This window comes from Duffyella gerundensis, assembly GCF_001517405.1.
In the GTDB taxonomy this organism is placed as follows: Bacteria; Pseudomonadota; Gammaproteobacteria; order Enterobacterales; family Enterobacteriaceae; genus Duffyella; species Duffyella gerundensis.
Genome location: NZ_LN907827.1, coordinates 1,882,634 through 1,901,859 on the forward strand (window position 1 = coordinate 1,882,634; position 19,226 = coordinate 1,901,859).

Sequence of the window (19,226 nt, forward strand, 5' to 3'; positions counted from 1 at the left end):
TCTTCCTTTTTAATGAACCCAGCTTAACTATAGCAGCAGCTGGGCTTACGGCAGTACCGGACGGCCGGTGCGGCGATCCAGACAGCGCAGCGTATTCGGTTCCCAGTAGGCGTTCAGGTTATAGCTGGTTTCGCAGGAGTCGCGGGTATCAAAGGCGCGATCGGCTTTATCGAACTCTTTCTCTTCGCGGCTGAACACTTTTTTACGCAGCATGCGCGTATCATTGAACACTTCTTTGCTCTGGCGGGCACTTTCATTGCCCACGGCGCTGTTGCCATTTTCGATAATCAGGCGGTCCGTCTTCGCCTGCGCGGCGGGCAGCGCCAGCATCAGCGCCACGGCGCAGAGAATGGATGAAGAAAAGCGGGTGAATTTCATAGCAGATCCCTCGGGTTATCGCCGTATGGCGCGCTGTAGACTGTAGACAGCAACCACTTTAGTATATCATCGCCGCTTATTTCCTCACCAGCGGGCAGCCGCCTGTTTGCGATCCTGAGAGCCGACGTTGATGTTTATTAAAACCACTTTGCTGTTTTTTATCACCGCACTGGCGGAAATTATCGGCTGCTTTCTGCCGTGGCTGTGGCTGCGTAAAGGCGGCAGCATCTGGCTCCTGTTACCGGCGACGCTCAGCCTGGCATTGTTTGTCTGGCTGCTAACACTGCATCCGGCAGCCAGCGGACGGGTTTATGCGGCGTACGGCGGGGTTTATGTGCTGACCGCGCTGCTGTGGTTGCGCGTGGTGGATGGCGTCAGGCTGACGCTGTTTGACTGGACCGGCGCGCTGGTGGCGCTGTGCGGCATGTTGATTATCGTGGCGGGCTGGGGAAAAGCCTGAGGAGCGACTCCTCAGGCGAGAAATTAGCCTTTATTGATCTTCAGACCGGCGGTGGTCTGGCTTACCGGCATCATCTCCAGGCTGTTAATATTGACATGCGCTGGCAGCGTGGCCACCCAGAACACCGCGTCGGTCACATCTTCCGGCGACAGCGCGGTGGTGTCGGCATAGACCTGGCCCGCTTTATTGTCGTCGCCCTTGAAACGCACGTTGGAAAACTCGGTGCCGCCTACCAGACCTGGCTCAATATTGGTGACGCGCAGGGCGGTGCCGTGCAGGTCGGTGCGTAAATTGAGGCTGAACTGACGCACAAACGCCTTGGTAGCACCATAAACATTGCCGCCAGCGTAAGGCCAGTTACCGGCAACCGAACCAATATTGATAATGTGCCCGATGTTACGCGCCACCATTGCGGGCAGCACCGCATGGGTCATGTACACCAAACCTTTATTATTGGTATCGATCATGTTTTCCCAGTCTTCGACGCTGGCCTTTTGCGCCGGTTCGATGCCCAGCGCCAGGCCGGCATTGTTCACCAGCACATCAATATCACGCCATTCCGCTGGCAGCGAGGCGATCGCCTGTTCGATATCCGCGCGATTGCGCACGTCCAGCTGCAGCGGCAGCAGGTTATCGCCATATTCCGCCTGCAGCGCCTGTAAACGTTCAGCACGACGGCCGGTAGCGATAACTTTATGACCCGTTTCAATAAAGCGGCGGGTGATACTTTGACCAAAACCGGCGGTAGCACCAGTAACAAAAATAATCATCTCACTGTTCCTCAACGGATTTTCGACTCAAATTACCTTAGCACCTGATGGCGAAGCTGAATAGCGTTACGCCTTATTTGCTAAAAATCCCCTGTCAGGCACCTTTCTGGTGCAGCACTGCGCCGCAACGGGGCAGCGCTGACTAACCTGAAAACGGCCCGGTTTCTGCCTGTAAAACCCACAATTCCCCAGGCAATCGGTTGCCAGTATTCGCAACCGATTGCGCATTCGATTGCCAGGCGTTCCTGCCCGGACGTTGCCAGACTGAGATAACCTGCTGAAATCGATGAAAATCATTTCGCCCTCTGGCACAGGGCTTGCAACGTCTGATCATCAACAGCGTGAGCCAGGCTCGCTTATTCAGGAATTGTTATGTCCGCACACCACGTTACCGCCTTACGCGGCAGTTTTTTTGATATCACCGCCGTTACCGATTGCCCGGAAACGCTGGCCGACAATGCACGCTATCTGGAAGATGGTCTGCTGGTGATTGAGCAGGGCAAAATTGTCCGGCTCAGCAGCTGGCAGGAGGGCGTCTCGCGCTTGCCGCCGGGCTGTGAGCTTCTTGACTACCGCGGCAAGCTGATTGTGCCAGGCTTTATCGATTGCCACATTCACTATCCGCAGACCGAAATGGTAGCGGCGTATGGCGAACAGCTGCTGCAGTGGCTGGAGCAGTACACTTTTCCGGTAGAGAGCCAATATCACTGCCCGCAGCATGCGGCGGCAATGTCTGACTTCTTTTTGCAGCAGTTGCTCAGCAACGGCACCACCACCGCGCTGGTGTTTGGCACCGTGCATCCGGAATCGGTTGAGGCGCTGTTCAGCGCGGCAGAGCAGCGGGAGATGCGGCTGATCGCTGGCAAGGTGATGATGGATCGCAACGCGCCCGCCGCGCTGCTGGAAACCCCGGAGCAGAGCTATCAACAGAGCCGGGCGCTGCTGCAACGCTGGCATAACCGCGGCCGCCTCGGCTATGCGTTGACGCCGCGCTTTGCGCCGACCTCGTCACCGGCGCTACTGGAACAGGTACAACGGCTACGCGAGGAGTTTCCCGACGCCTGGCTGCATACCCACCTTAGCGAAAACCCACAGGAGGTCGCCTGGGTAAAAGCGCTGTTTCCGGAGCACGCCAGCTATCTGGACGTTTACCACCATTATCAGCTGACCGGCAAACGCAGCGTGTTTGCCCACGGCCTGCATCTTGAAGAGCAAGAGTGGCGCTGTCTGCATCATACCGATTCCGCCATCGCCTTTTGCCCGACCTCAAACCTGTTTCTTGGCAGCGGGCTGTTTAACCTGCAACGCAGCTGGCAGGAGAAGGTGAAGATTGGCATCGGCACCGATATCGGCGCGGGTACCACGTTTAATCTGCTGCAAACGCTGGGCGAAGCCTACAAAGTATCGCAGCTGCAGCAATACCGTCTTAGCGCCTGCGAAGCGTTTTACCACGCCTCGCTCGGCGGCGCCCGGGCGCTGGATCTCGATCATCTGCTGGGCAACTTCACCCCGGGTAAAGAGGCCGATTTCGTGGTGCTGGATCCGGCGGTGTCGCCGCTGCAGCAGCTGCGCATGCACAACAGCACCGATATCTGGCAGCAGCTGTTTGTGCTGATGACGCTCGGCGACGATCGCAACATTGCGCAAACCTGGGTCAACGGCAAACCGGCGTGGCGGCGTGAAGAGAAGGAGAATGCAGCATGATTCAGTTTTTGCTTAACCAGACGCTGATTACCGAAGAGGCGATCGATCCCAATATGACCGTGCTGAACTATCTGCGTCAGAAGCAACGGCGCTGCGGCACCAAAGAGGGGTGCTCCACCGGCGATTGCGGCGCCTGCACGGTCACGCTGGGCAAGGTCCGACAGGGCAAGGTCCGACAGGGCAAGATGCAGTATGAAACCGTTAACAGCTGCCTGACGCTGATGAGCAGCCTGAACGGCACCCAGTTGCTGACGGTGGAAGATCTGCGCGAGGGCGATGCGCTGCACAGCGTGCAGCAGGCGATGGTTGAATGCCACGGCTCGCAGTGCGGATTCTGTACGCCTGGTTTTGTGATGTCGCTGTTTACCCTGCAAAAAAATAGCGCAGGCTGGGATCGCCATCAGGCGGAACTGGCGCTGGCGGGCAATCTGTGCCGCTGTACCGGCTATCGGCCAATCATGGCGGCGGCAGAACAGGCCTGTCAGACACCGCATGCCGATCGCTTCAGCGCGCAGCAGCAGCAGATCGCCCAGCGGCTGATGGCGCTACACAGCGATGCGGTACAGGAGATTGCGCTGGCTGGCCATCGCTGCCTGCTGCCGAAAACCCTTGATCAGCTGGCCACGCTTTATCAGGCCCATCCACAGGCGACACTGCTGGCCGGTGGCACCGATCTCACGCTGCACATCACGCAGCGCTACCGGCCAATTCCGCTGCTGATTGCGCTGGCGCAGGTCAGCGAGCTGGCGGAATGCCGCCGTGACGGCAACCGGCTTACGCTGGGCGCGGGCGCCACGCTTAATGCCATAACGCCGTTCATGCAGCAGCATCTGCCGCCGTTTGCCGCCATCCTGCAGCGCTTTGCTTCATTACAGGTGCGCAATCAGGGCACGCTGGGCGGCAATATCGCCAACGCCTCACCGATCGGCGACTGTGCCCCGATGCTACTGGCGCTGGATGCTGTGCTGCTGCTGCAGTGTGGCCAGCAACAGCGCACGCTGCCGCTGGCGGATTTCTTTACCGGCTATCGCCAGACACAGCTCCAGCCAGGCGAGTTTATCCGCGCGGTGGTGATGGAGGACGTGACAGCGTCACCTAATTTTGCCGCCTGGAAGGTATCAAAACGGCTGGAAGATGATATCTCAGCGGTGTTTGCCGCCTTTTCCCTGCGGATGGAAGACGGCGTGATTGCCGGTGCGCGCGTGGCGTTTGGCGGCATGGCCGCAGTGCCCGCCCGGGCGCTGGCCTGCGAAGCGGCGCTTAATGGACAGCCGCTGACGCCGCAAACACTGAGCCAGGCCTGTCGGGCGCTGGCTGAAGATTTTCAGCCGCTGAGCGATTTCCGTGCCAGCGCCGATTACCGTTTGCAGGTGGCAAAAAACCTGCTGCGCCGTTATTTCCACCAGCTCAGCGGTGAGCTGCAGATCACAGAGGTATCGCGCTATGTCTCATAATCGTCCCCGGCAGGCAGAAGAGGTGATCGCCCGGCAGTATCAGGCAGGCATCCAAAGCGGCGTCGGCCGCAGCAATCACCATGAAAGCGCCGCTAAACACGTCACCGGCGAGGCGCAGTTTATAGACGACCGGCTGGAGTTTCCCAATCAGCTGCACCTGTGTCCGCGGCTGAGCGAACATGCTCATGCACGCATTGTGCAGATCGACACCGCGCCCTGTTATGCGGTGCCGGGCGTGGTGCGTGTGCTTACCTGGCAGGATGTGCCGGGCGAACTGGATATCGGCCCGCTGGAACCGGGTGATCCGCTGATGGCCAAAGAGAAGGTGGAGTACGCCGGACAGATTGTGCTGGTGGTCGCCGCCGATTCACCCGCCGCCGCGCGTCAGGCCGCTGAGGCGGCGATTATTGAGTATGCGCCACTGACGCCAGTGCTGGATGTGGAAGCGGCGCTGGCCGCCGGTGATTTTGTCCAGCAGCCACACGTGCACCAGCGCGGCGATGCCGATGCCGCCCTGACGCGCGCACCGCACCGCATTCAGGGATCTTTTCATATCGGCGGTCAGGAGCACTTCTACCTTGAAACCCAGGTGGCGCTGGTGATCCCCGGCGAAGATCGCACGCTACAGGTGTTTTCCTCCACGCAAAACCCCACCGAAGTGCAGAAGCTGGTGGCGTCGGTGATGGGCATCAGCATGAATAACGTCACTATCGATATGCGGCGCATGGGCGGCGGCTTCGGTGGTAAAGAGACGCAGGCAGCGGGCGTGGCCTGCCTCTGTGCGCTGGCGGCGCGACTTACCGGCCGACCCGCGAAAATGCGGCTTTCACGGCGCGACGACATGCAGATTACCGGCAAACGTCATCCGTTCTTTGTGCGCTATGACGTGGGCTTCGACGACGCGGGAGTGTTGTGCGGTGTGAAAATCGATCTGGCGGCCAACTGCGGCTATTCATTGGATCTCTCGGGCTCGATTGTCGATCGGGCAATGTTCCACGCGGACAACGCCTATTACCTTGGCGATGCGTTGATCACCGGTTACCGTTGCCGCACCAATACCGCCTCGAATACCGCCTACCGCGGCTTTGGCGGTCCGCAGGGCATGGTGGCGATTGAACAAATCATGGATCGCATCGCCCGCGAACGCGGTCTCGATCCGCTGACCCTGCGCAAGCGTAACTATTATGGCAAGCAGGATCGCAACATTACCCATTATCATCAGCGCGTGCAGGATAACCTGCTGGATGAGATGACCGAACAGCTGGAGCTCAGCGCGGATTACACCGCGAGACGGGCGGCAATCCGCGCGTTCAATGCCGCCAGCCCTTTGCTGAAGCGCGGCCTGGCGCTGACGCCGGTGAAGTTTGGTATCTCCTTTACCTCCAGCTTTCTCAATCAGGCCGGTGCGCTGATCCTGATTTATACCGACGGCACGGTACAGCTTAACCACGGCGGCACCGAGATGGGCCAGGGTCTGAACACCAAGGTGGCGCAGATTGTGGCGGAAGTGCTGCAAATCGACGTCGATCAGATTCAGATCACCGCCACCGATACCGGTAAAGTGCCCAACACGTCGCCTACGGCGGCCTCCAGCGGTACCGATCTCAACGGCAAAGCGGCGCAAAATGCCGCGGAAATTCTGCGACAGCGCCTGACCGACATGCTCTGCACCCTTTATCACTGCGGCGCAGAGCAGGTGAGCTTCAGCAACGGCATCGTGCGCGTCGGCGAACAGCACTTTACCTTCCCGGACGTGGCGCAAATGGCGTGGCTCAATCAGGTGCCGCTCTCGGCCACCGGTTATTACCGCGTGCCGGGCGTGCATTACGATCGTCAGGCCGGACGCGGTGAGCCGTTCTACTACTTTTCTTACGGTGCGGCCTGCTGCGAGGTGATCATCGACACGCTGACCGGCGAGTATCGTCTGCTGCGCGCCGACATCCTTCACGACGTTGGCGCCTCGCTGAATCCGGCCATCGATATTGGTCAGGTGGAAGGCGGCTTTATTCAGGGCGCAGGCTGGCTGACCAGCGAAGAGCTGGTGTGGAGCGAACAGGGACGGCTGCTGACCGACGGTCCGATGGGCTACAAGATCCCGGCCATCAGCGATGTGCCGGCAGATCTGCGGGTGACGCTGGTGGAGAACCGTAAAAACCCCAAAGATACCGTGTTCCATTCCAAAGCGGTGGGCGAGCCGCCGTTTATGCTGGGTATTGCCGTCTGGTGCGCGCTGCAGGATGCGGTAGCCAGCGTCGCCGATTATCAGCAGCATCCGCACATCGACGCTCCGGCCACGCCGGAACGGGTTTTCTGGGCGGCGCAGCGTTTACGGGCAGGTGTTGATGATTTTTCATGACTGGATCGCCACGCTGCATCAGCTTCGCCAGCAGCGCACGCCCTGTGTGTTGATCACCGTGCTGAGCGAACGCGGCTCGGTGCCGCGTGACAGCGGTAGCAAGATGATTGTCACCGCCAGCGACTGTTTTCAGACCATCGGCGGCGGCCATCTGGAGTATGAGTGCATCGCCATGGCGCGTCGCATGCTGACCGCGAAACAGACCGCCGTGCACAGCGAAACCTTTTCACTCGGCGCGCGGCTGGGGCAGTGCTGCGGCGGCATGACGACCATTCTGTTTGAGCCGTTGTTGCAACCCCAGCCGCAGATCCTGCTGTTTGGTGCCGGGCATGTCGGCCAGGCACTGGTCAGGGTGCTGGCAACGTTACCCTGTCACATCCGCTGGATTGATGAGCGTGACAATCTTTTTGGCGCAGCGCCTGAGGGCGTAAGCTGCTGTCAGCTGGAGGATCCGCTGGATGCGGTGCTTGAGGCGGCGCCGGACAGCTACTTTATTATCATGACCCACGACCATCAGCGCGATCTGGCGTTGTGTGAGGCGATTTTACGGCGCGGTGATTTTCGCTGGTTTGGCGTTATCGGTTCGCAGACAAAACGTGACCGCTTTGTCTATCGCCTGCAGGGAAAAGGCTTCAGCGAACAGCAGCTGGCGACTATGCGCTGTCCGATTGGTTTGCCTGCGGTGACCGGCAAACTACCGGCGGAGATCGCCGTGGCGGTAGCGGCAGAGATTATCAGTCATTATCAGGCCGTTGCGTCATCAGAACAGAGCGCCTAAGCTGGCACTATCTATCCTGAGGAGCCTTTACCATGTCAGAGAATCCCTTCAGCCAGCCATCCTCGTTGCCGATGCAGGCACCGCCATTCGATCGCATTGAAGAGCAGCACTATCTGCCAGCGCTACGCGCGGGCATCGCTGAAAAGCGCCGCCAGGTCAACGCCATCGCCGACTGGAAAGAGCCAGCCAGCTTCAGCAACACCTTTGAAGCGCTGGAGCGCAGCGGCGCACTGTTGAATCGGGTAAACGCGGTGTTCAGCGCCATGACCTCGGCCAATACCAGCCCGGCGTTGCAGGAGATTGATGAAACGATTTCACCGGAGCTGGCGGCGCTGGATGATGAGATCATGCTCAACAGCAAGCTATTTGCCCGGCTCGACAGCGTTTATCAGCAGCGCCATCAGCTGGCGCTCGATCCGGAATCGCTGCGGCTGACCGAGGTGGTGTGGCGCGCGTTTCAGCTGGCCGGTGCGTCGCTGAGTGAGCAGCAAAAAACCGAACTTAAAGCGCTGAATCAGGAAGCGGCCACCCTGAGCACCCGTTTTGGTAATCGCCTGCTGGCGGCCACCAAGGCGGGCGGACTGAAGGTAAACGATGCCGCGATGCTGGCGGGTCTCAGCCCTTCAGAACTGGCCGCCGCTGCCGAAGCCGCAACGGCTAAAGGGCTGCACGGTCAGTGGCTATTGGCGCTGCAAAACACCACCCAGCAGCCGCTGTTACAGTCGCTGTCGCGCCGTGATACCCGCGAAGTGCTGTTTACCGCGGCATGGCATCGGGCAGAAAAGGGCGATGATAACGATACGCAGCAGACGCTGATCCGCCTGGCGCAGGTGCGGGCGAAGCAGGCCGCGCTACTCGGCTACGGCAGCTACGCCGAGTGGAAGTTGCAGGATCAGATGGCGAAAACCCCGGCGGCCGCGCTGGAATTTATGCGCAACATCGTTCCGGCGGCCACCGCGCGTGCCCGTCGTGAAGCGGCGGATATTCAGGCGGTGATCGACGCACAACCGCAGCCCTTCAAGCTGGCCGCCTGGGACTGGAATTTCTACGCCGCGCAGGTGCGTAAGGCGAAATATGACCTCGATGAAAGCGAAATCCGGCCTTACTTCGAACTGGAAAATGTAATGCAAAACGGCGTGTTCTACGCCGCGCATCAGCTCTACGGTATTCGCCTGCAGCAGCGTCACGATCTGCCGGTCTATCATCCTGACGTCAAGGTGTATGACATTTTTGATACCGACGGCGCGCCGCTGGCGCTGTTTTACACCGACCTGTTTAAGCGCGATAACAAAGGCGGCGGTGCCTGGATGGGCAACTTTGTTGATCAGTCCACGCTGTTGGGCAGCCAGCCGGTAATCTACAACGTCAGTAATATCAACAAGCCACCGGCAGGCGAGCCGGTGCTGCTGAGCTGGGATGAGGTGATCACGCTGTTTCATGAGTTTGGTCATGCGCTGCATGGGATGTTCGCCAGCCAGCGCTATCCGAGCCTCTCCGGCACTGCCACGCCGCGCGATTTTGTCGAGTTTCCGTCGCAGCTCAACGAGCACTGGGCCAGCAACCCAGAGGTTTTCCGGCATTTTGCCCGCCATTATCAGAGCGGCGAGGTGATGCCATCGGCGCTGCATGACAAGGTCATCAACGCCGAACGTTTCAATAAGGGCTACGACATGACCGAACTGCTGGCCGCGGCGCTGCTCGATCAGCACTGGCATTCGCTCGCGGTGGGTCAGACGCCCGATTCAGTTACTGCGTTTGAGCAGCAGTCGCTGAGTGCTGACCATATCCTGCTGGCAGAGGTGCCGCCGCGCTACCGCTCCAGCTATTTTCAGCATATCTGGGGCGGTGGCTATGCCGCAGGCTATTACGCCTATATCTGGACGCAGATGCTGGCCGATGATGGTTTCATGTGGTTCCGTGAGCATGGCGAGCTGACGCGTGAGAATGGCGATCGCTTCCGGCGGATGGTGCTGTCACGCGGCAACAGCGCTGACCTGGCCGTGGTCTATGAGCGCTGGCGCGGCAAAGCGGCTGAGATTGGCCCGATGCTGAAGAATCGCGGCCTGAGCGAGGCGTAATCGGGCAGGGCGACGCCATGTCGCCCTGCTTATTTTCTAGTTCAGTGGCCCACCGTTGATGGTTTCAATCATTCCCGCCAGCACGTGTTCCCCGGTTTCCCGCGCCAGCGACTGATACCACGCCTGCGTTTGCAGCGGATCTTTCCCATGGGTGATATCACAGCGCTTGCGTGCCTTCAGCACCAGATCTTTCACTCGCCCGACTCGCTGCTCCTGATAGTTCTCCAGACGCTGCGCCACGCTGGCCGCCTGATTTTGCAGGCAGTGGGCCAGCACGATGGCATCTTCCATAGCGGCGCAGCCACCCTGACCGATATCCGGCGTGGTGCTGTGCGCTGCGTCGCCCAGCAATGCAATGCGGCCACTGACCAGCTGGCTAAAGGGTTCGATATCGTGAATCTCAACCCGGTTGGTGGTATTGGGATCGATCTGCGCAATCAGCCGTTGCACTGGCTCTGCCCAGCCGCTGAAATAACGCGACAAATCGGCACGCAGTGAATCGCGATCTTCCGCCAGGCCTTTCGGTAGCGGCACATCGAAAAAGAAGTAGAAGCGATTGCCGCTGACCGGCATCAGAGAAACGCGTTTGCCTTCGCCTACAAAGGTGGTCCATTGATCCGCCGGGGCAATCTGCTCATCGATGGTCACCAGGCCGTTCCAGTTAACGTAACCGGCATAGCGGCGCGGCGTCGGGTAGCCCAGCACCTCAGCGCGCACCACGGAATGGGTGCCGTCAGCGGCGATCAGCAGATCGCCGGTTGCCGAACTGCCATCCTCAAACCAGGCAGTTACGCCGTGCGCATCCTGTGCCACGCGTGCGACGCGTTTACCAAACTGCACGCGCTCGCGACCGTAAGTGTCGAGCAGCATCGCCTGCAGTTCCGCGCGGGCAACCGGGCAGGGACGTTCACCCACCGCATCCACCAGCGGTGCCATGCTGAACCGGGTCAGTTCGCTGCCGTAAAGATGATCGCGATAGGCCATTGAGGCCATGTTGCCTGCCAGCGCACGCAGCGGCGCCGCCATGCCCAGCGCATTCAGGCACTTTACGCCGTTGGGCCAGATTGAAATCGCCGCGCCTACCGGTTTTATCACTTTTACCGCTTCATAAACTTCCGTGCTAATTCCTGACCGCTGTAACGCGATGGCGGCGCAGGCTCCGCCGATTCCGCCACCAATAATTATCGCTTTCATCATGTTCTCCTGTGACATTCTGCTTTAGCGCTGCAACTTTTGTACCAACGCCGCACAGCCGCTGGCGCCGCGGTTTCAGCGGGCGAGCGCAGGAAATCAGGGAGATTTCAGCGCCCGGACAGGGTGCAATGCACCGTAAAAGCGCGCTGCAATGAAACGAAAAAACCATCTGTGCGCATAACGCAATAATCAATATTAAGGCTTTCTTCGTCGTGAACCGAAAGTTTCATCACCTGCAATGACCTTGCGGTTGTCGCGGTTAGCCAGGCTACACTATGGGCGTGGCCGCGTTTACTGAATGGACATCACATGAAAATCAGGTTTTTATCAGCGAATGAACAGAAGCTGCTTGAGGTGCGTAAAATCCTCGAGCCGGTTGGCGTTGACGTTATGCCGGTGGCGCGCAAGATTGCCGAGATTCAGACCGAAAATGAAGTGGAGCTGGTGCGCGATAAACTCACCAAGGCGTTCTCGATCATTGGCCGTCCGCTGTTTGTTGAGCATACCGGCCTCTATCTTGATGGCCTGAACGGTTTGCCGGCCGGGCTGACGCGCATCTTCTGGAACCGGCTGGAGGCGGAACGCTTCGTCTCGCTGGTGCAGGGACTGGATACCAACTGCGTGACTGCCAAAACCCTGCTCGGCTACTGTGACGGGCGGAAAATGACGCTGTTTGAAGGACAGGTGCGCGGCACCATCGCCTCGCGTCCTGCGGGCAGCGACGGTTTTCAGTGGGACTGCGTCTTTATTCCCGACGGCTATTCACAAACCTTTGCCGAGATGGGCGAACACAAGCACGAAATTTCCATGCGTCGGCTGGCACTCAATAAGCTGGCGACGCATTTAAAACGCACGCGGGGAACCTGATGAAACCTGAACTGAAAAGGGCCTACAATTCCGGCAAGCTGATTCTGTTTGCCGGTGCCGGCCTTTCCCGCAACCTTGGGCTGCCGGAATGGCATGAGTTGATTGCTCATCTGGCGAAAGAGCTGGGCTACGATCCGCAAATCTTTAACTCCTACGGCAATCATCTGTCACTGGCGGAATACTATAAGCAGGTAAAAGGTTCACTGGGCCCGCTGCGCAGCTGGATGGACCGGGAATGGCATCGCCCCGATATCGATGTGCGGTCATCGGAAATTCATACGCTGATTACTCAGGGTGATTTTTCGCGCATCTACACCACCAACTACGATCGCTGGCTGGAAGTGGCGCATGATGCGCACAACGTGCCCTACAGCAAGGTGGCCAACGCGGCGGATCTGGTATCGCTCACCGAAGAGAAGCGCCATATCATCAAACTGCATGGCGATTTCGACGACGATACCTCTATCGTGCTCGATGAAAGCAGCTACTTCGAGCGGCTCTATTTTGACTCGCCGCTGGATATCAAGCTGACCCACGACGTCATGGGCAATTCGGTGCTGTTTATCGGCTACAGCATCAGCGATTTTAACATTCGCCTGCTGTTTTATCGTTTAACCAAGATGTGGGGCCGCACCGGTCTTGCCACCGCGCGGCCAAAATCCTATCTGTTTACCAACCGTAATAATCCGGTTGCCCAGGAAGTGCTGGGGCAATGGGGCATCGAGATGATCGTCTCCGAAGAGGATGACCCGCGTAAGGCGCTGAAGGATTTTCTCACTGAGCTGATCGACCGTTAAGGCCCGCATCCGTTTGTATGTCAGCCGTCGAGGCTACCTTGCCAGCCGATAATATTGAAACACGCCGTCGGGTTGGCTGCTGCGCCCGACGGTAGTTAAAAGCTGCAATCCCTGCCGGTGGCAGAAGTCGGGCACGTCACAGGCGACCGGCGTATGACCAAAAAGAATGATCTGGCCGGTTTCGCTGACGATCTCCACCATCCGACGTAGCACCTGTTGCGCCGCCAGGCTCGACATCACCTCATGATTGATAAAACGGCAAATCACGATGTCGTAAGGCTGCGCATGCGGCAATGTCATCACATCGCCAACCACCGCATCAGGAATAGTGCGCCGTGTCTCGGCCACCATCGCCGCGGAACGGTCAGAGGCGATGCAGCGGCTCTGCGGAAAATGGTGCTGCAGCGAACCGATGAATTCACCGGTGGAGCAGGCGGGATCGTAAATGCGGCAGCCGGGCGTCACGAGGGTTTTGAGCTGCTCCAGGGTGTGCGCACGAAAATGTGCCTCCTGATCGTTCAGCCGCTGTGGCGTCGCCGCCTGGGAATTCCAGTAGCTCTCCGGGCAGATAAACTCTTCTCCGCTGGCGTCTCGTGGCGGCCAGGGAAAGTGAATATCGTCGCCGTGAAAAAGCCCATCGCGCCACGTCGCATCGTCCGGTACGCGAACCACGCAGCGCAACTGTGCCGCCTGCTCTTCGCAGTGGATCAGTTCGCCCTTGAGCATCGCCTTTTCCAGAATGCTGTAACGGCTCTGTGCATGCAGCCGCTGGCGCAGGCCGAGCAGATGCTGATGTTTATTTCTGACCAGGAAAAGATTGTGCTGCTGCGCCGGGGCAACCAGCAGCTCCTTATAGAAAGCCATGGCGTTTACTCCCCGTAGCGTTGGGTAGGAATCACATAATTGCCCAGAGAGACAATAGAGAATCGCTCCATGGCGGGCATCACGGCGCAGGCGATGCTGATGCCTGCAGGATCGTCCTCAATGGCTTTCACCCACACCGGCAGATCCTGTTTGTCGCACAGCGTAATCAACAGGGAGAGCTGACCTTCCAGTGAAAGCCGATCGGGATCGGCGGGCAGCGCACGGCGGGTGACGATCTTGTCGCGAATATCCGCCACCAGACAGCGCAGCAGCTTCGGGTATTTTTCCAGATGACGATAGTGTCGCCGCCACTCGTTCTGCACGAAAGGTACGCCTTTCTCAATGGCATGCTGCTGCACCAGCTCTTTTATGGCGCGTGCGGCGGCATGGCTGGGATAAATGGAGCATCCGGCGCCAAACACATGCACGCCAGAGAGCGGGCGCGCAGGGCAGCTGGCAATACAGACCGTGGGTAAACCAGGCTGACTGATATTAAATACCCTGACCGCGTTCTCAAGGCAGGCTTCCGCATCGCGCAGAGTGGAAAAGAGATCCTCAGGTAACGAGTCCGGTTCAATTTCAATAAGCTGATAAGGCAGCTGGTGGAAGAATACCCTCGCCAGAAAAGTGCCTACGCAATGCCGCTCAATAACTTCGCTGATAGCATGAATAGCGGCTTCGGTATAACCCACGCCCGCAGCAAAACCGGTGCCGCAGGAATAACGGCGTGCCGAGCGATAATCGGCATCATCGCCAGCGGAGCGCCTCTTCACGTAATTATAATCAATTAAAAACGACGGCCATAACAGCGAGCCGCGATGTTCATAACCGTCTGGCGGCGAAAAAGGAATAACGGAAAGGGTGGTTGGCTGCCCGCTGCTTATTATTTTTAATGGCAGAAAGTCGCGCATATAAGGCTGATTCAGCACGGCAGAAAAGGGCGCCAGCGCGCGATGTTTGCGTAAACAAATTAATCCCTGATGATGCTCCCAGGCTTCAAACTTTGCGCCGACCCGCGCTTCCTGCTCATAGCCTTTGCCGCAGCCAACGCAGGGCGCTTCTGTTGTGCCGGTAAAATTCATAGTGGCCACTGTACTGGATAAGGGCGTGCCGAAGCGTTCAATATCCACAGCGATATTATTCCGGCGGAAATAGGCATCTATTTTATCTTCAGCAACTTTCAGAGACACTTTTCTTTCGATAATGGCTTTCATTACTCACCTCCCTGTTAAAAAAGCGGCATAAACTATGCCGCTTTTTTTACTGCTTATGCGTTAATTGCATCGATCTCGTCTTGCGACAATTTCGATTCAATTACGCCTTCCGTGGTTTTTTCTTCAGAAACCACTTCGTTTTCTTCATAATCATTTGTATACATACAGTTCATATAACCCATGATAATTCTCCATCTATCTATTCAATGCCGCCACATCATTGTGCCAGCAACAGCAGAATATAATAAAGCGTAACGCGACGTCGTATTTAATAACAAACCCAGGATCCAGATCACAATAAAATAATAACCACTGCGAGAGTTGATCTATATTTTATATAACCATTCATGTTGCTATATTTATATTTAATGTTGCGCTGGGCTGAATAGAATAAATAGTCATTACCTGTGAGATAGATGCACTTTTTTATTAATTAGCGATGATTCATTACTCCGCTTCGTATGCGGCGCTTGTTAAAGTCAACCATAAGGTTATAATCAAAATACCAAATGGAGGTTTCTATGAAGCAGTTTACCTTACCCGCCTCACATAACACGCCAGAACGCCTTTGGCAGGTCGCCGGGCTGAACAGCGCTGACGGCGTGATGCTAATGGGGCAGATCGATCGCGGGCTGGAAGGCGCGGTGGCCAACCGTATTATTTCGTGGGCGCTGATGACCCAGGCCGATTTGCGTCACGTGACCGGCATTCCTGCCACCACCTTTAACCGCGGCATGAAAGATCGCTTTACCGCCGAGCAGAGCGAGCGCCTGGTGCGCTTTATTCGCGTGATGGATCGCGCCGTTGAGCTGTTTGAAGGCGATAAACACAAGGCGCAGCAGTGGCTGAATGAGCCGGCAAGGGCGCTTGATAACAAAAAGCCTGCCGACCTGGTTTCATCGGAAACCGGCGCCTATGAGGTACTGAAGCTGATTACCCGGCTTGAGCACGGTGTCTATTCGTGAAGTTGTACCGCCTGACCAAAACGCGCTATCTGAGTTCTGCCTGGAGCGGTTACGGTGCCAGGGAAGGCGGCGGGCGCTGGAATAACGTGGGCGTGTCGATGGTCTATGCGTCGGAAACCGCATCGCTGACCATGCTGGAAATACTGGTTCATCTGCAAAGTGCCGCCACGCTGGATGCCTATACCTTGCTTTGTGTTGAGGTGCCCGATGGGCTGATTCAGTGGATTGATGTGACGCAGTTACCGGAAAACTGGCGGGCGGCCGAAGCCCCGGCGGCGCTGCGTGAGATTGGTGATGCCTGGATCAGTAGCGGCGAGTCGGTGGCGTTGCGCATACCCAGTGCGCTGTCGCCGGTGGAACATAACTTTTTGCTTAATCCGGATCATCCCGCCTTCACGGAGCTGGCCAGCCGCGCCAGCCATATTCCGTTTATGTTTGATTCACGCTTTGGTACGGCGCATTCCTGATGGTTCGCGTCAGCCAGACAGCCTGCGGCACACTTGCCGCAGGCTGAGAGGGTTAGCGGGAAGTGTGCGCGCGAATCAGTTTCACGCTTCTCTCCCTGTGGCTTTTACGGTGCAGCACCAGGCTGGTGGCAATAATCAGCAGCGTCAGGCCGCCGGTCGCCAGCAGTTCAACCCGATGCTGGGCATTGAACAGCATCACGACCAGAACGGTGACAATAAACAGCATGGTCAGCCAGGTCAGGCCGGGAAACAGCCACATACGGTAGGTCAGCACGTCGCCCGCCTTTTCCCGTTTTTTGCGCAACACCAGATGCGAAGCGGCGATTACCAGGTAAACCAGCAGCGCGATAGCGCCTGAGCTGGCCAGCAGAAACTCAAACACCACGCTGGGCGCCAGATAGTTGGCTATCACCGCGATAAAGGCGGCGGCGGTGGAGAGCAGCACCGCCACCCACGGCGTGCCGCTACGATTGGTGCGCGAAGCGGCGGCAGGCGCATCCTTGCGGCGCGACAGCGAGTAGAGCATGCGCGATGAGGTATAGAGCGCCGAGTTGAGACAGCTGCACACCGCCATCAAGACCACCGCATCAACAATCAGTTTCGCATGCGGAATGCCCATCGCCTGCAGCACGGTCTGATAGGAACCCTGTTGCACCAGTCCAGGCGAATTCCACGGCACCAGCGCCACCACGAAGAAAATCGACAACAGGTAGAACAGGGCGATACGCCAGATCACCGAGTTAGTTGCCTGGGTGATCTGCTTGCCCGGATTCTTCGATTCAGCGGCGGCGATGGTGACAATTTCCGTCCCCATGAATGAGAACATGGTAGTCAGGATGGCAGCCATCACCGCGCCCAGCCCGTTGGGCATAAAGCCGTGCGTATCATACAGGTGTGCCAGCCCGCTGGTGGTGCTGTTCGGCATAAACCCAAACACCGCAATACCGGCCGCGCACAGGAAGGCGATAATCGCCACTATTTTGATCAGCGCAAACCAGAATTCAAACTCGCCATAATTTTTCACACTCAACAGATTGGTCACGGTAAGAATAAGTGTGATGGCGAAAGTGAACTGCCAGATGGCGACCTGCGGAAACCAGGCGTGCAGAATAGTGCCCGCGGCGTTGGCTTCCAGCGGGATCACCAGCACCCAAAACCACCAGTAAAGCCAGCCGATGGTAAAGCCCGCCCAGCGACCCAGCGCCTTATCTGCATAGGTTGAGAAAGAGCCGGAATCGGGCGAGGCCACCGCCATTTCCGCCAGCATGCGCATAATCAACACCACCAGGGCACCGGCAGCAGCATAGGCGATCAGCACCGCCGGGCCCGCTTCAGAAATCGCGTGGCCGGAACCGACAAAGAGGCCAGCGCCAATCACGCCAGCAATCGAGAGCATGCGCACGTGGCGCGGTTTCAGGCCTTGAGCCAGAACATCATCATTGGTCTGTATGGGTGTCATGGGAACGCCTCCAGAACGACGCCCGGTCTCAGTTCACCGGGCGAATGGGGATCGGGCCCGCCGCAGCGAGCCCGGGCATCAGGCTGAGATCGTCTCTTGTTCCGCGCGCGTGGCGCAGCTCTCCAGCGTGGCGCTGAGAATCTCCAGCGCCTCAGCGAACTGCCCATCCGGGATGGTCAGCGGATAGAGGAAACGAATGACATTGCCTTTGGCACCACAGGTCAGCAGCAGCAGCCCGTTGGCCATTGCCATTTTTTGCACCGCCTGCGCGGTGCTGGCCCGATCGAATTCAACCGCCACCATCGAACCCAGGCCGCGTACGTCGGTAATCGCCGCATAACGCGCTTTCTGGCCCTGTAGAAAGGTGGTCAGCTGCGCGCCCAGTCCGGCCGCGCGTTCGCACAGCTGTTCCTCATCAATCACATCCAGCACCGCATGCGCCGCGGCGATAGCCAGCGGATTACCGGCATAGGTGCCACCAAGCCCGCCGGGGCCAGGCGCATCCATCACCTCGGCCCGTCCGGCCACAGCGGAGAGCGGCATACCGCCCGCCAGGCTTTTGGCCATGGTGATCAGATCGGCTTTTACCGGATAGTGATCCATAGCAAACAGCTTGCCGGTGCGGGCAAAGCCGCTCTGGATCTCATCGGCAATCAGCAGAATGCCGTGGCGGTCGGCCAGCGCACGCAGCGCAAGCAGAAACGCTTCCGGCACCACGTGAAAACCGCCTTCGCCCTGAACCGGCTCCAGCACAATTGCCGCCACGTCCTGCGCCGCAATATCCTGACTGAAAATGTCTTCAAGGCTGGCCAGCGCGGCTTCCACGCTGACGCCCTGAACCGCGCTCGGGTAGCGCGCATGAAACACCGAGGGTGGCATCGGGCCAAAATCACGCTTATAGGGGGCCACTTTGCCGGTCATCGCCAGGGTCATAAAGGTACGACCGTGAAAGGCGTTACCAAAGGTGATGATGCCGTGGCGGCGGGTCGCGGCACGGGCAATTTTCACGGCGTTTTCCACCGCTTCCGCGCCGGTGGTGAAGAAGGCGGTTTTCGCCGCGCCGGCAACGGGGACGCGCTGATTAATGCGTTCGGCCAGCGCCACGTAGCTTTCATACGGGGAGATCTGAAAGGCAGTATGCGTAAATTTTGTTAATTGATCGGCAATGGCCTGTTCCACGCGTGGATGGCGATGGCCGGTGTTCAGCACGGCGATACCGCCGGCGAAATCGATCCAGCTGTTACCCTCGGCATCCCACAGGGTTGCGTTTTCTGCCCGCGCCACGTACCAGTCGCACAGCGTACCGGTACCGCGGGGTAAAGCCTGCGCTTTGCGCTGCTGCAACAGGGTCTGTTTCTCGCTCATTTAACCACCTCACCGTTATCCGTATTTACAATTCTCAACAAACACCTTATTTATGC

At 58.2% G+C, this 19,226-nt stretch carries 18 protein-coding genes; 10 read left to right on the forward strand and 8 right to left on the reverse strand.

What is annotated here, in order from left to right; translation table 11 throughout:
* Positions 1-45: 45 nt before the first annotated feature.
* Entirely contained in the window at positions 46-378 is a 333-nt protein-coding gene (locus EM595_RS08740; protein WP_067430478.1) for a DUF1283 family protein, read from the reverse strand.
* A 130-nt stretch (positions 379-508) separates the two neighbouring features.
* Between EM595_RS08740 and EM595_RS08745 the strand changes: the two genes are divergently transcribed.
* Positions 509-838: a YnfA family protein gene (locus EM595_RS08745; protein ID WP_067430480.1), complete on the forward strand. Its 330-nt coding sequence runs from the start codon at positions 509-511 to the stop codon at positions 836-838.
* A gap of 23 nt (positions 839-861) precedes the next feature.
* Here the strand turns inward: EM595_RS08745 and ydfG are convergent, their stop codons facing one another.
* Positions 862-1,608, reverse strand: coding sequence for a bifunctional NADP-dependent 3-hydroxy acid dehydrogenase/3-hydroxypropionate dehydrogenase YdfG (ydfG, locus tag EM595_RS08750; RefSeq protein WP_067430483.1), 747 nt, complete (start codon positions 1,606-1,608; stop codon positions 862-864).
* 372 nt (positions 1,609-1,980) lie between these two features.
* Here ydfG and guaD point away from each other — a divergent pair, with 372 nt between their 5' ends.
* From guaD to dcp, 5 genes are read left to right on the forward strand one after another with little or no spacing between them, the layout of a single operon-like run.
* Entirely contained in the window at positions 1,981-3,312 is a 1,332-nt protein-coding gene (gene guaD / locus EM595_RS08755) for a guanine deaminase (protein WP_067430485.1), read from the forward strand.
* Positions 3,309-4,766 (forward strand): xanthine dehydrogenase small subunit, encoded by a 1,458-nt coding sequence (xdhA, locus tag EM595_RS08760; RefSeq protein ID WP_067430488.1) that lies wholly within the window; start codon positions 3,309-3,311, stop codon positions 4,764-4,766. The genes guaD and xdhA overlap by 4 nt, the downstream gene beginning before the upstream one ends.
* Entirely contained in the window at positions 4,756-7,122 is a 2,367-nt protein-coding gene (gene xdhB, locus EM595_RS08765; RefSeq protein WP_067430495.1) for a xanthine dehydrogenase molybdopterin binding subunit, read from the forward strand. Before xdhA ends, xdhB begins: the two co-directional genes overlap by 11 nt.
* Positions 7,109-7,900 (forward strand): xanthine dehydrogenase accessory protein XdhC, encoded by a 792-nt coding sequence (gene xdhC, locus EM595_RS08770; RefSeq protein ID WP_067430498.1) that lies wholly within the window; start codon positions 7,109-7,111, stop codon positions 7,898-7,900. The genes xdhB and xdhC overlap by 14 nt, the downstream gene beginning before the upstream one ends.
* A 32-nt stretch (positions 7,901-7,932) precedes the next feature.
* Positions 7,933-9,978 carry a peptidyl-dipeptidase Dcp gene (dcp, locus tag EM595_RS08775; RefSeq protein ID WP_067430500.1) on the forward strand — a complete coding sequence of 682 codons (2,046 nt, stop codon included), beginning with the start codon at positions 7,933-7,935 and terminating at the stop codon, positions 9,976-9,978.
* 36 nt (positions 9,979-10,014) lie between these two features.
* Here the strand turns inward: dcp and hpxO are convergent, their stop codons facing one another.
* Complete coding sequence (gene hpxO, locus EM595_RS08780; RefSeq protein WP_067430503.1) at positions 10,015-11,172, reverse strand: FAD-dependent urate hydroxylase HpxO; 1,158 nt, start codon at positions 11,170-11,172, stop codon at positions 10,015-10,017.
* A 309-nt stretch (positions 11,173-11,481) separates the two neighbouring features.
* Here hpxO and EM595_RS08785 point away from each other — a divergent pair, with 309 nt between their 5' ends.
* Positions 11,482-12,039: a non-canonical purine NTP pyrophosphatase gene (locus EM595_RS08785; RefSeq protein ID WP_067430506.1), complete on the forward strand. Its 558-nt coding sequence runs from the start codon at positions 11,482-11,484 to the stop codon at positions 12,037-12,039.
* Positions 12,039-12,836 carry an SIR2 family protein gene (locus EM595_RS08790; protein WP_067430508.1) on the forward strand — a complete coding sequence of 266 codons (798 nt, stop codon included), beginning with the start codon at positions 12,039-12,041 and terminating at the stop codon, positions 12,834-12,836. Before EM595_RS08785 ends, EM595_RS08790 begins: the two co-directional genes overlap by 1 nt.
* Before the next feature lie 33 nt (positions 12,837-12,869).
* Here the strand turns inward: EM595_RS08790 and EM595_RS08795 are convergent, their stop codons facing one another.
* From EM595_RS08795 to EM595_RS21455, 3 genes are read right to left on the reverse strand one after another with little or no spacing between them, the layout of a single operon-like run.
* Complete coding sequence (locus EM595_RS08795) at positions 12,870-13,700, reverse strand: class I SAM-dependent methyltransferase (protein ID WP_067430511.1); 831 nt, start codon at positions 13,698-13,700, stop codon at positions 12,870-12,872.
* Positions 13,701-13,705: 5 nt separating this feature from the next.
* Positions 13,706-14,914, reverse strand: coding sequence for a YcaO-like family protein (locus EM595_RS08800; protein ID WP_067430514.1), 1,209 nt, complete (start codon positions 14,912-14,914; stop codon positions 13,706-13,708).
* Between the two features lie 53 nt (positions 14,915-14,967).
* Complete coding sequence (locus tag EM595_RS21455) at positions 14,968-15,096, reverse strand: hypothetical protein (protein WP_262385458.1); 129 nt, start codon at positions 15,094-15,096, stop codon at positions 14,968-14,970.
* A gap of 339 nt (positions 15,097-15,435) precedes the next feature.
* On the opposite strand from EM595_RS21455, the gene parS reads away from it, so the two are divergent.
* Entirely contained in the window at positions 15,436-15,879 is a 444-nt protein-coding gene (gene parS / locus EM595_RS08805) for an Xre family toxin-antitoxin system antitoxin (RefSeq protein ID WP_067430517.1), read from the forward strand.
* On the forward strand, positions 15,876-16,346 hold the full coding sequence (locus EM595_RS08810; RefSeq protein WP_067430520.1) for an RES family NAD+ phosphorylase: 471 nt from the start codon (positions 15,876-15,878) through the stop codon (positions 16,344-16,346). Before parS ends, EM595_RS08810 begins: the two co-directional genes overlap by 4 nt.
* A gap of 52 nt (positions 16,347-16,398) precedes the next feature.
* On the opposite strand, the gene gabP is transcribed toward EM595_RS08810, so the two are convergent.
* Together gabP and gabT are read right to left on the reverse strand one after the other, a co-directional pair.
* Positions 16,399-17,805 carry a GABA permease gene (gabP, locus tag EM595_RS08815; protein WP_067430523.1) on the reverse strand — a complete coding sequence of 469 codons (1,407 nt, stop codon included), beginning with the start codon at positions 17,803-17,805 and terminating at the stop codon, positions 16,399-16,401.
* Between the two features lie 78 nt (positions 17,806-17,883).
* Positions 17,884-19,170 (reverse strand): 4-aminobutyrate--2-oxoglutarate transaminase, encoded by a 1,287-nt coding sequence (gabT, locus tag EM595_RS08820; protein WP_067430526.1) that lies wholly within the window; start codon positions 19,168-19,170, stop codon positions 17,884-17,886.
* Positions 19,171-19,226: the final 56 nt, after the last annotated feature.

Excerpts from the sequence above, each read along its gene's own strand:
- EM595_RS08745 (WP_067430480.1), top strand. The coding sequence starts at position 509 with ATGTTTATTAAAACCACTTTGCTGTTTTTTATCACCGCACTGGCGGAA.
- hpxO (WP_067430503.1), bottom strand. The coding sequence starts at position 11,172 with ATGAAAGCGATAATTATTGGTGGCGGAATCGGCGGAGCCTGCGCCGCC.
- EM595_RS08795 (WP_067430511.1), bottom strand. The coding sequence starts at position 13,700 with ATGGCTTTCTATAAGGAGCTGCTGGTTGCCCCGGCGCAGCAGCACAAT.
- EM595_RS08785 (WP_067430506.1), top strand. The coding sequence starts at position 11,482 with ATGAAAATCAGGTTTTTATCAGCGAATGAACAGAAGCTGCTTGAGGTG.
- dcp (WP_067430500.1), top strand. The coding sequence starts at position 7,933 with ATGTCAGAGAATCCCTTCAGCCAGCCATCCTCGTTGCCGATGCAGGCA.
- EM595_RS21455 (WP_262385458.1), bottom strand. The coding sequence starts at position 15,096 with ATGGGTTATATGAACTGTATGTATACAAATGATTATGAAGAAAACGAA.
- guaD (WP_067430485.1), top strand. The coding sequence starts at position 1,981 with ATGTCCGCACACCACGTTACCGCCTTACGCGGCAGTTTTTTTGATATC.
- EM595_RS08740 (WP_067430478.1), bottom strand. The coding sequence starts at position 378 with ATGAAATTCACCCGCTTTTCTTCATCCATTCTCTGCGCCGTGGCGCTG.
- xdhB (WP_067430495.1), top strand. The coding sequence starts at position 4,756 with ATGTCTCATAATCGTCCCCGGCAGGCAGAAGAGGTGATCGCCCGGCAG.
- EM595_RS08790 (WP_067430508.1), top strand. The coding sequence starts at position 12,039 with ATGAAACCTGAACTGAAAAGGGCCTACAATTCCGGCAAGCTGATTCTG.
- ydfG (WP_067430483.1), bottom strand. The coding sequence starts at position 1,608 with ATGATTATTTTTGTTACTGGTGCTACCGCCGGTTTTGGTCAAAGTATC.
- parS (WP_067430517.1), top strand. The coding sequence starts at position 15,436 with ATGAAGCAGTTTACCTTACCCGCCTCACATAACACGCCAGAACGCCTT.
- gabT (WP_067430526.1), bottom strand. The coding sequence starts at position 19,170 with ATGAGCGAGAAACAGACCCTGTTGCAGCAGCGCAAAGCGCAGGCTTTA.
- xdhC (WP_067430498.1), top strand. The coding sequence starts at position 7,109 with ATGATTTTTCATGACTGGATCGCCACGCTGCATCAGCTTCGCCAGCAG.
- EM595_RS08800 (WP_067430514.1), bottom strand. The coding sequence starts at position 14,914 with ATGAAAGCCATTATCGAAAGAAAAGTGTCTCTGAAAGTTGCTGAAGAT.
- gabP (WP_067430523.1), bottom strand. The coding sequence starts at position 17,805 with ATGACACCCATACAGACCAATGATGATGTTCTGGCTCAAGGCCTGAAA.
- xdhA (WP_067430488.1), top strand. The coding sequence starts at position 3,309 with ATGATTCAGTTTTTGCTTAACCAGACGCTGATTACCGAAGAGGCGATC.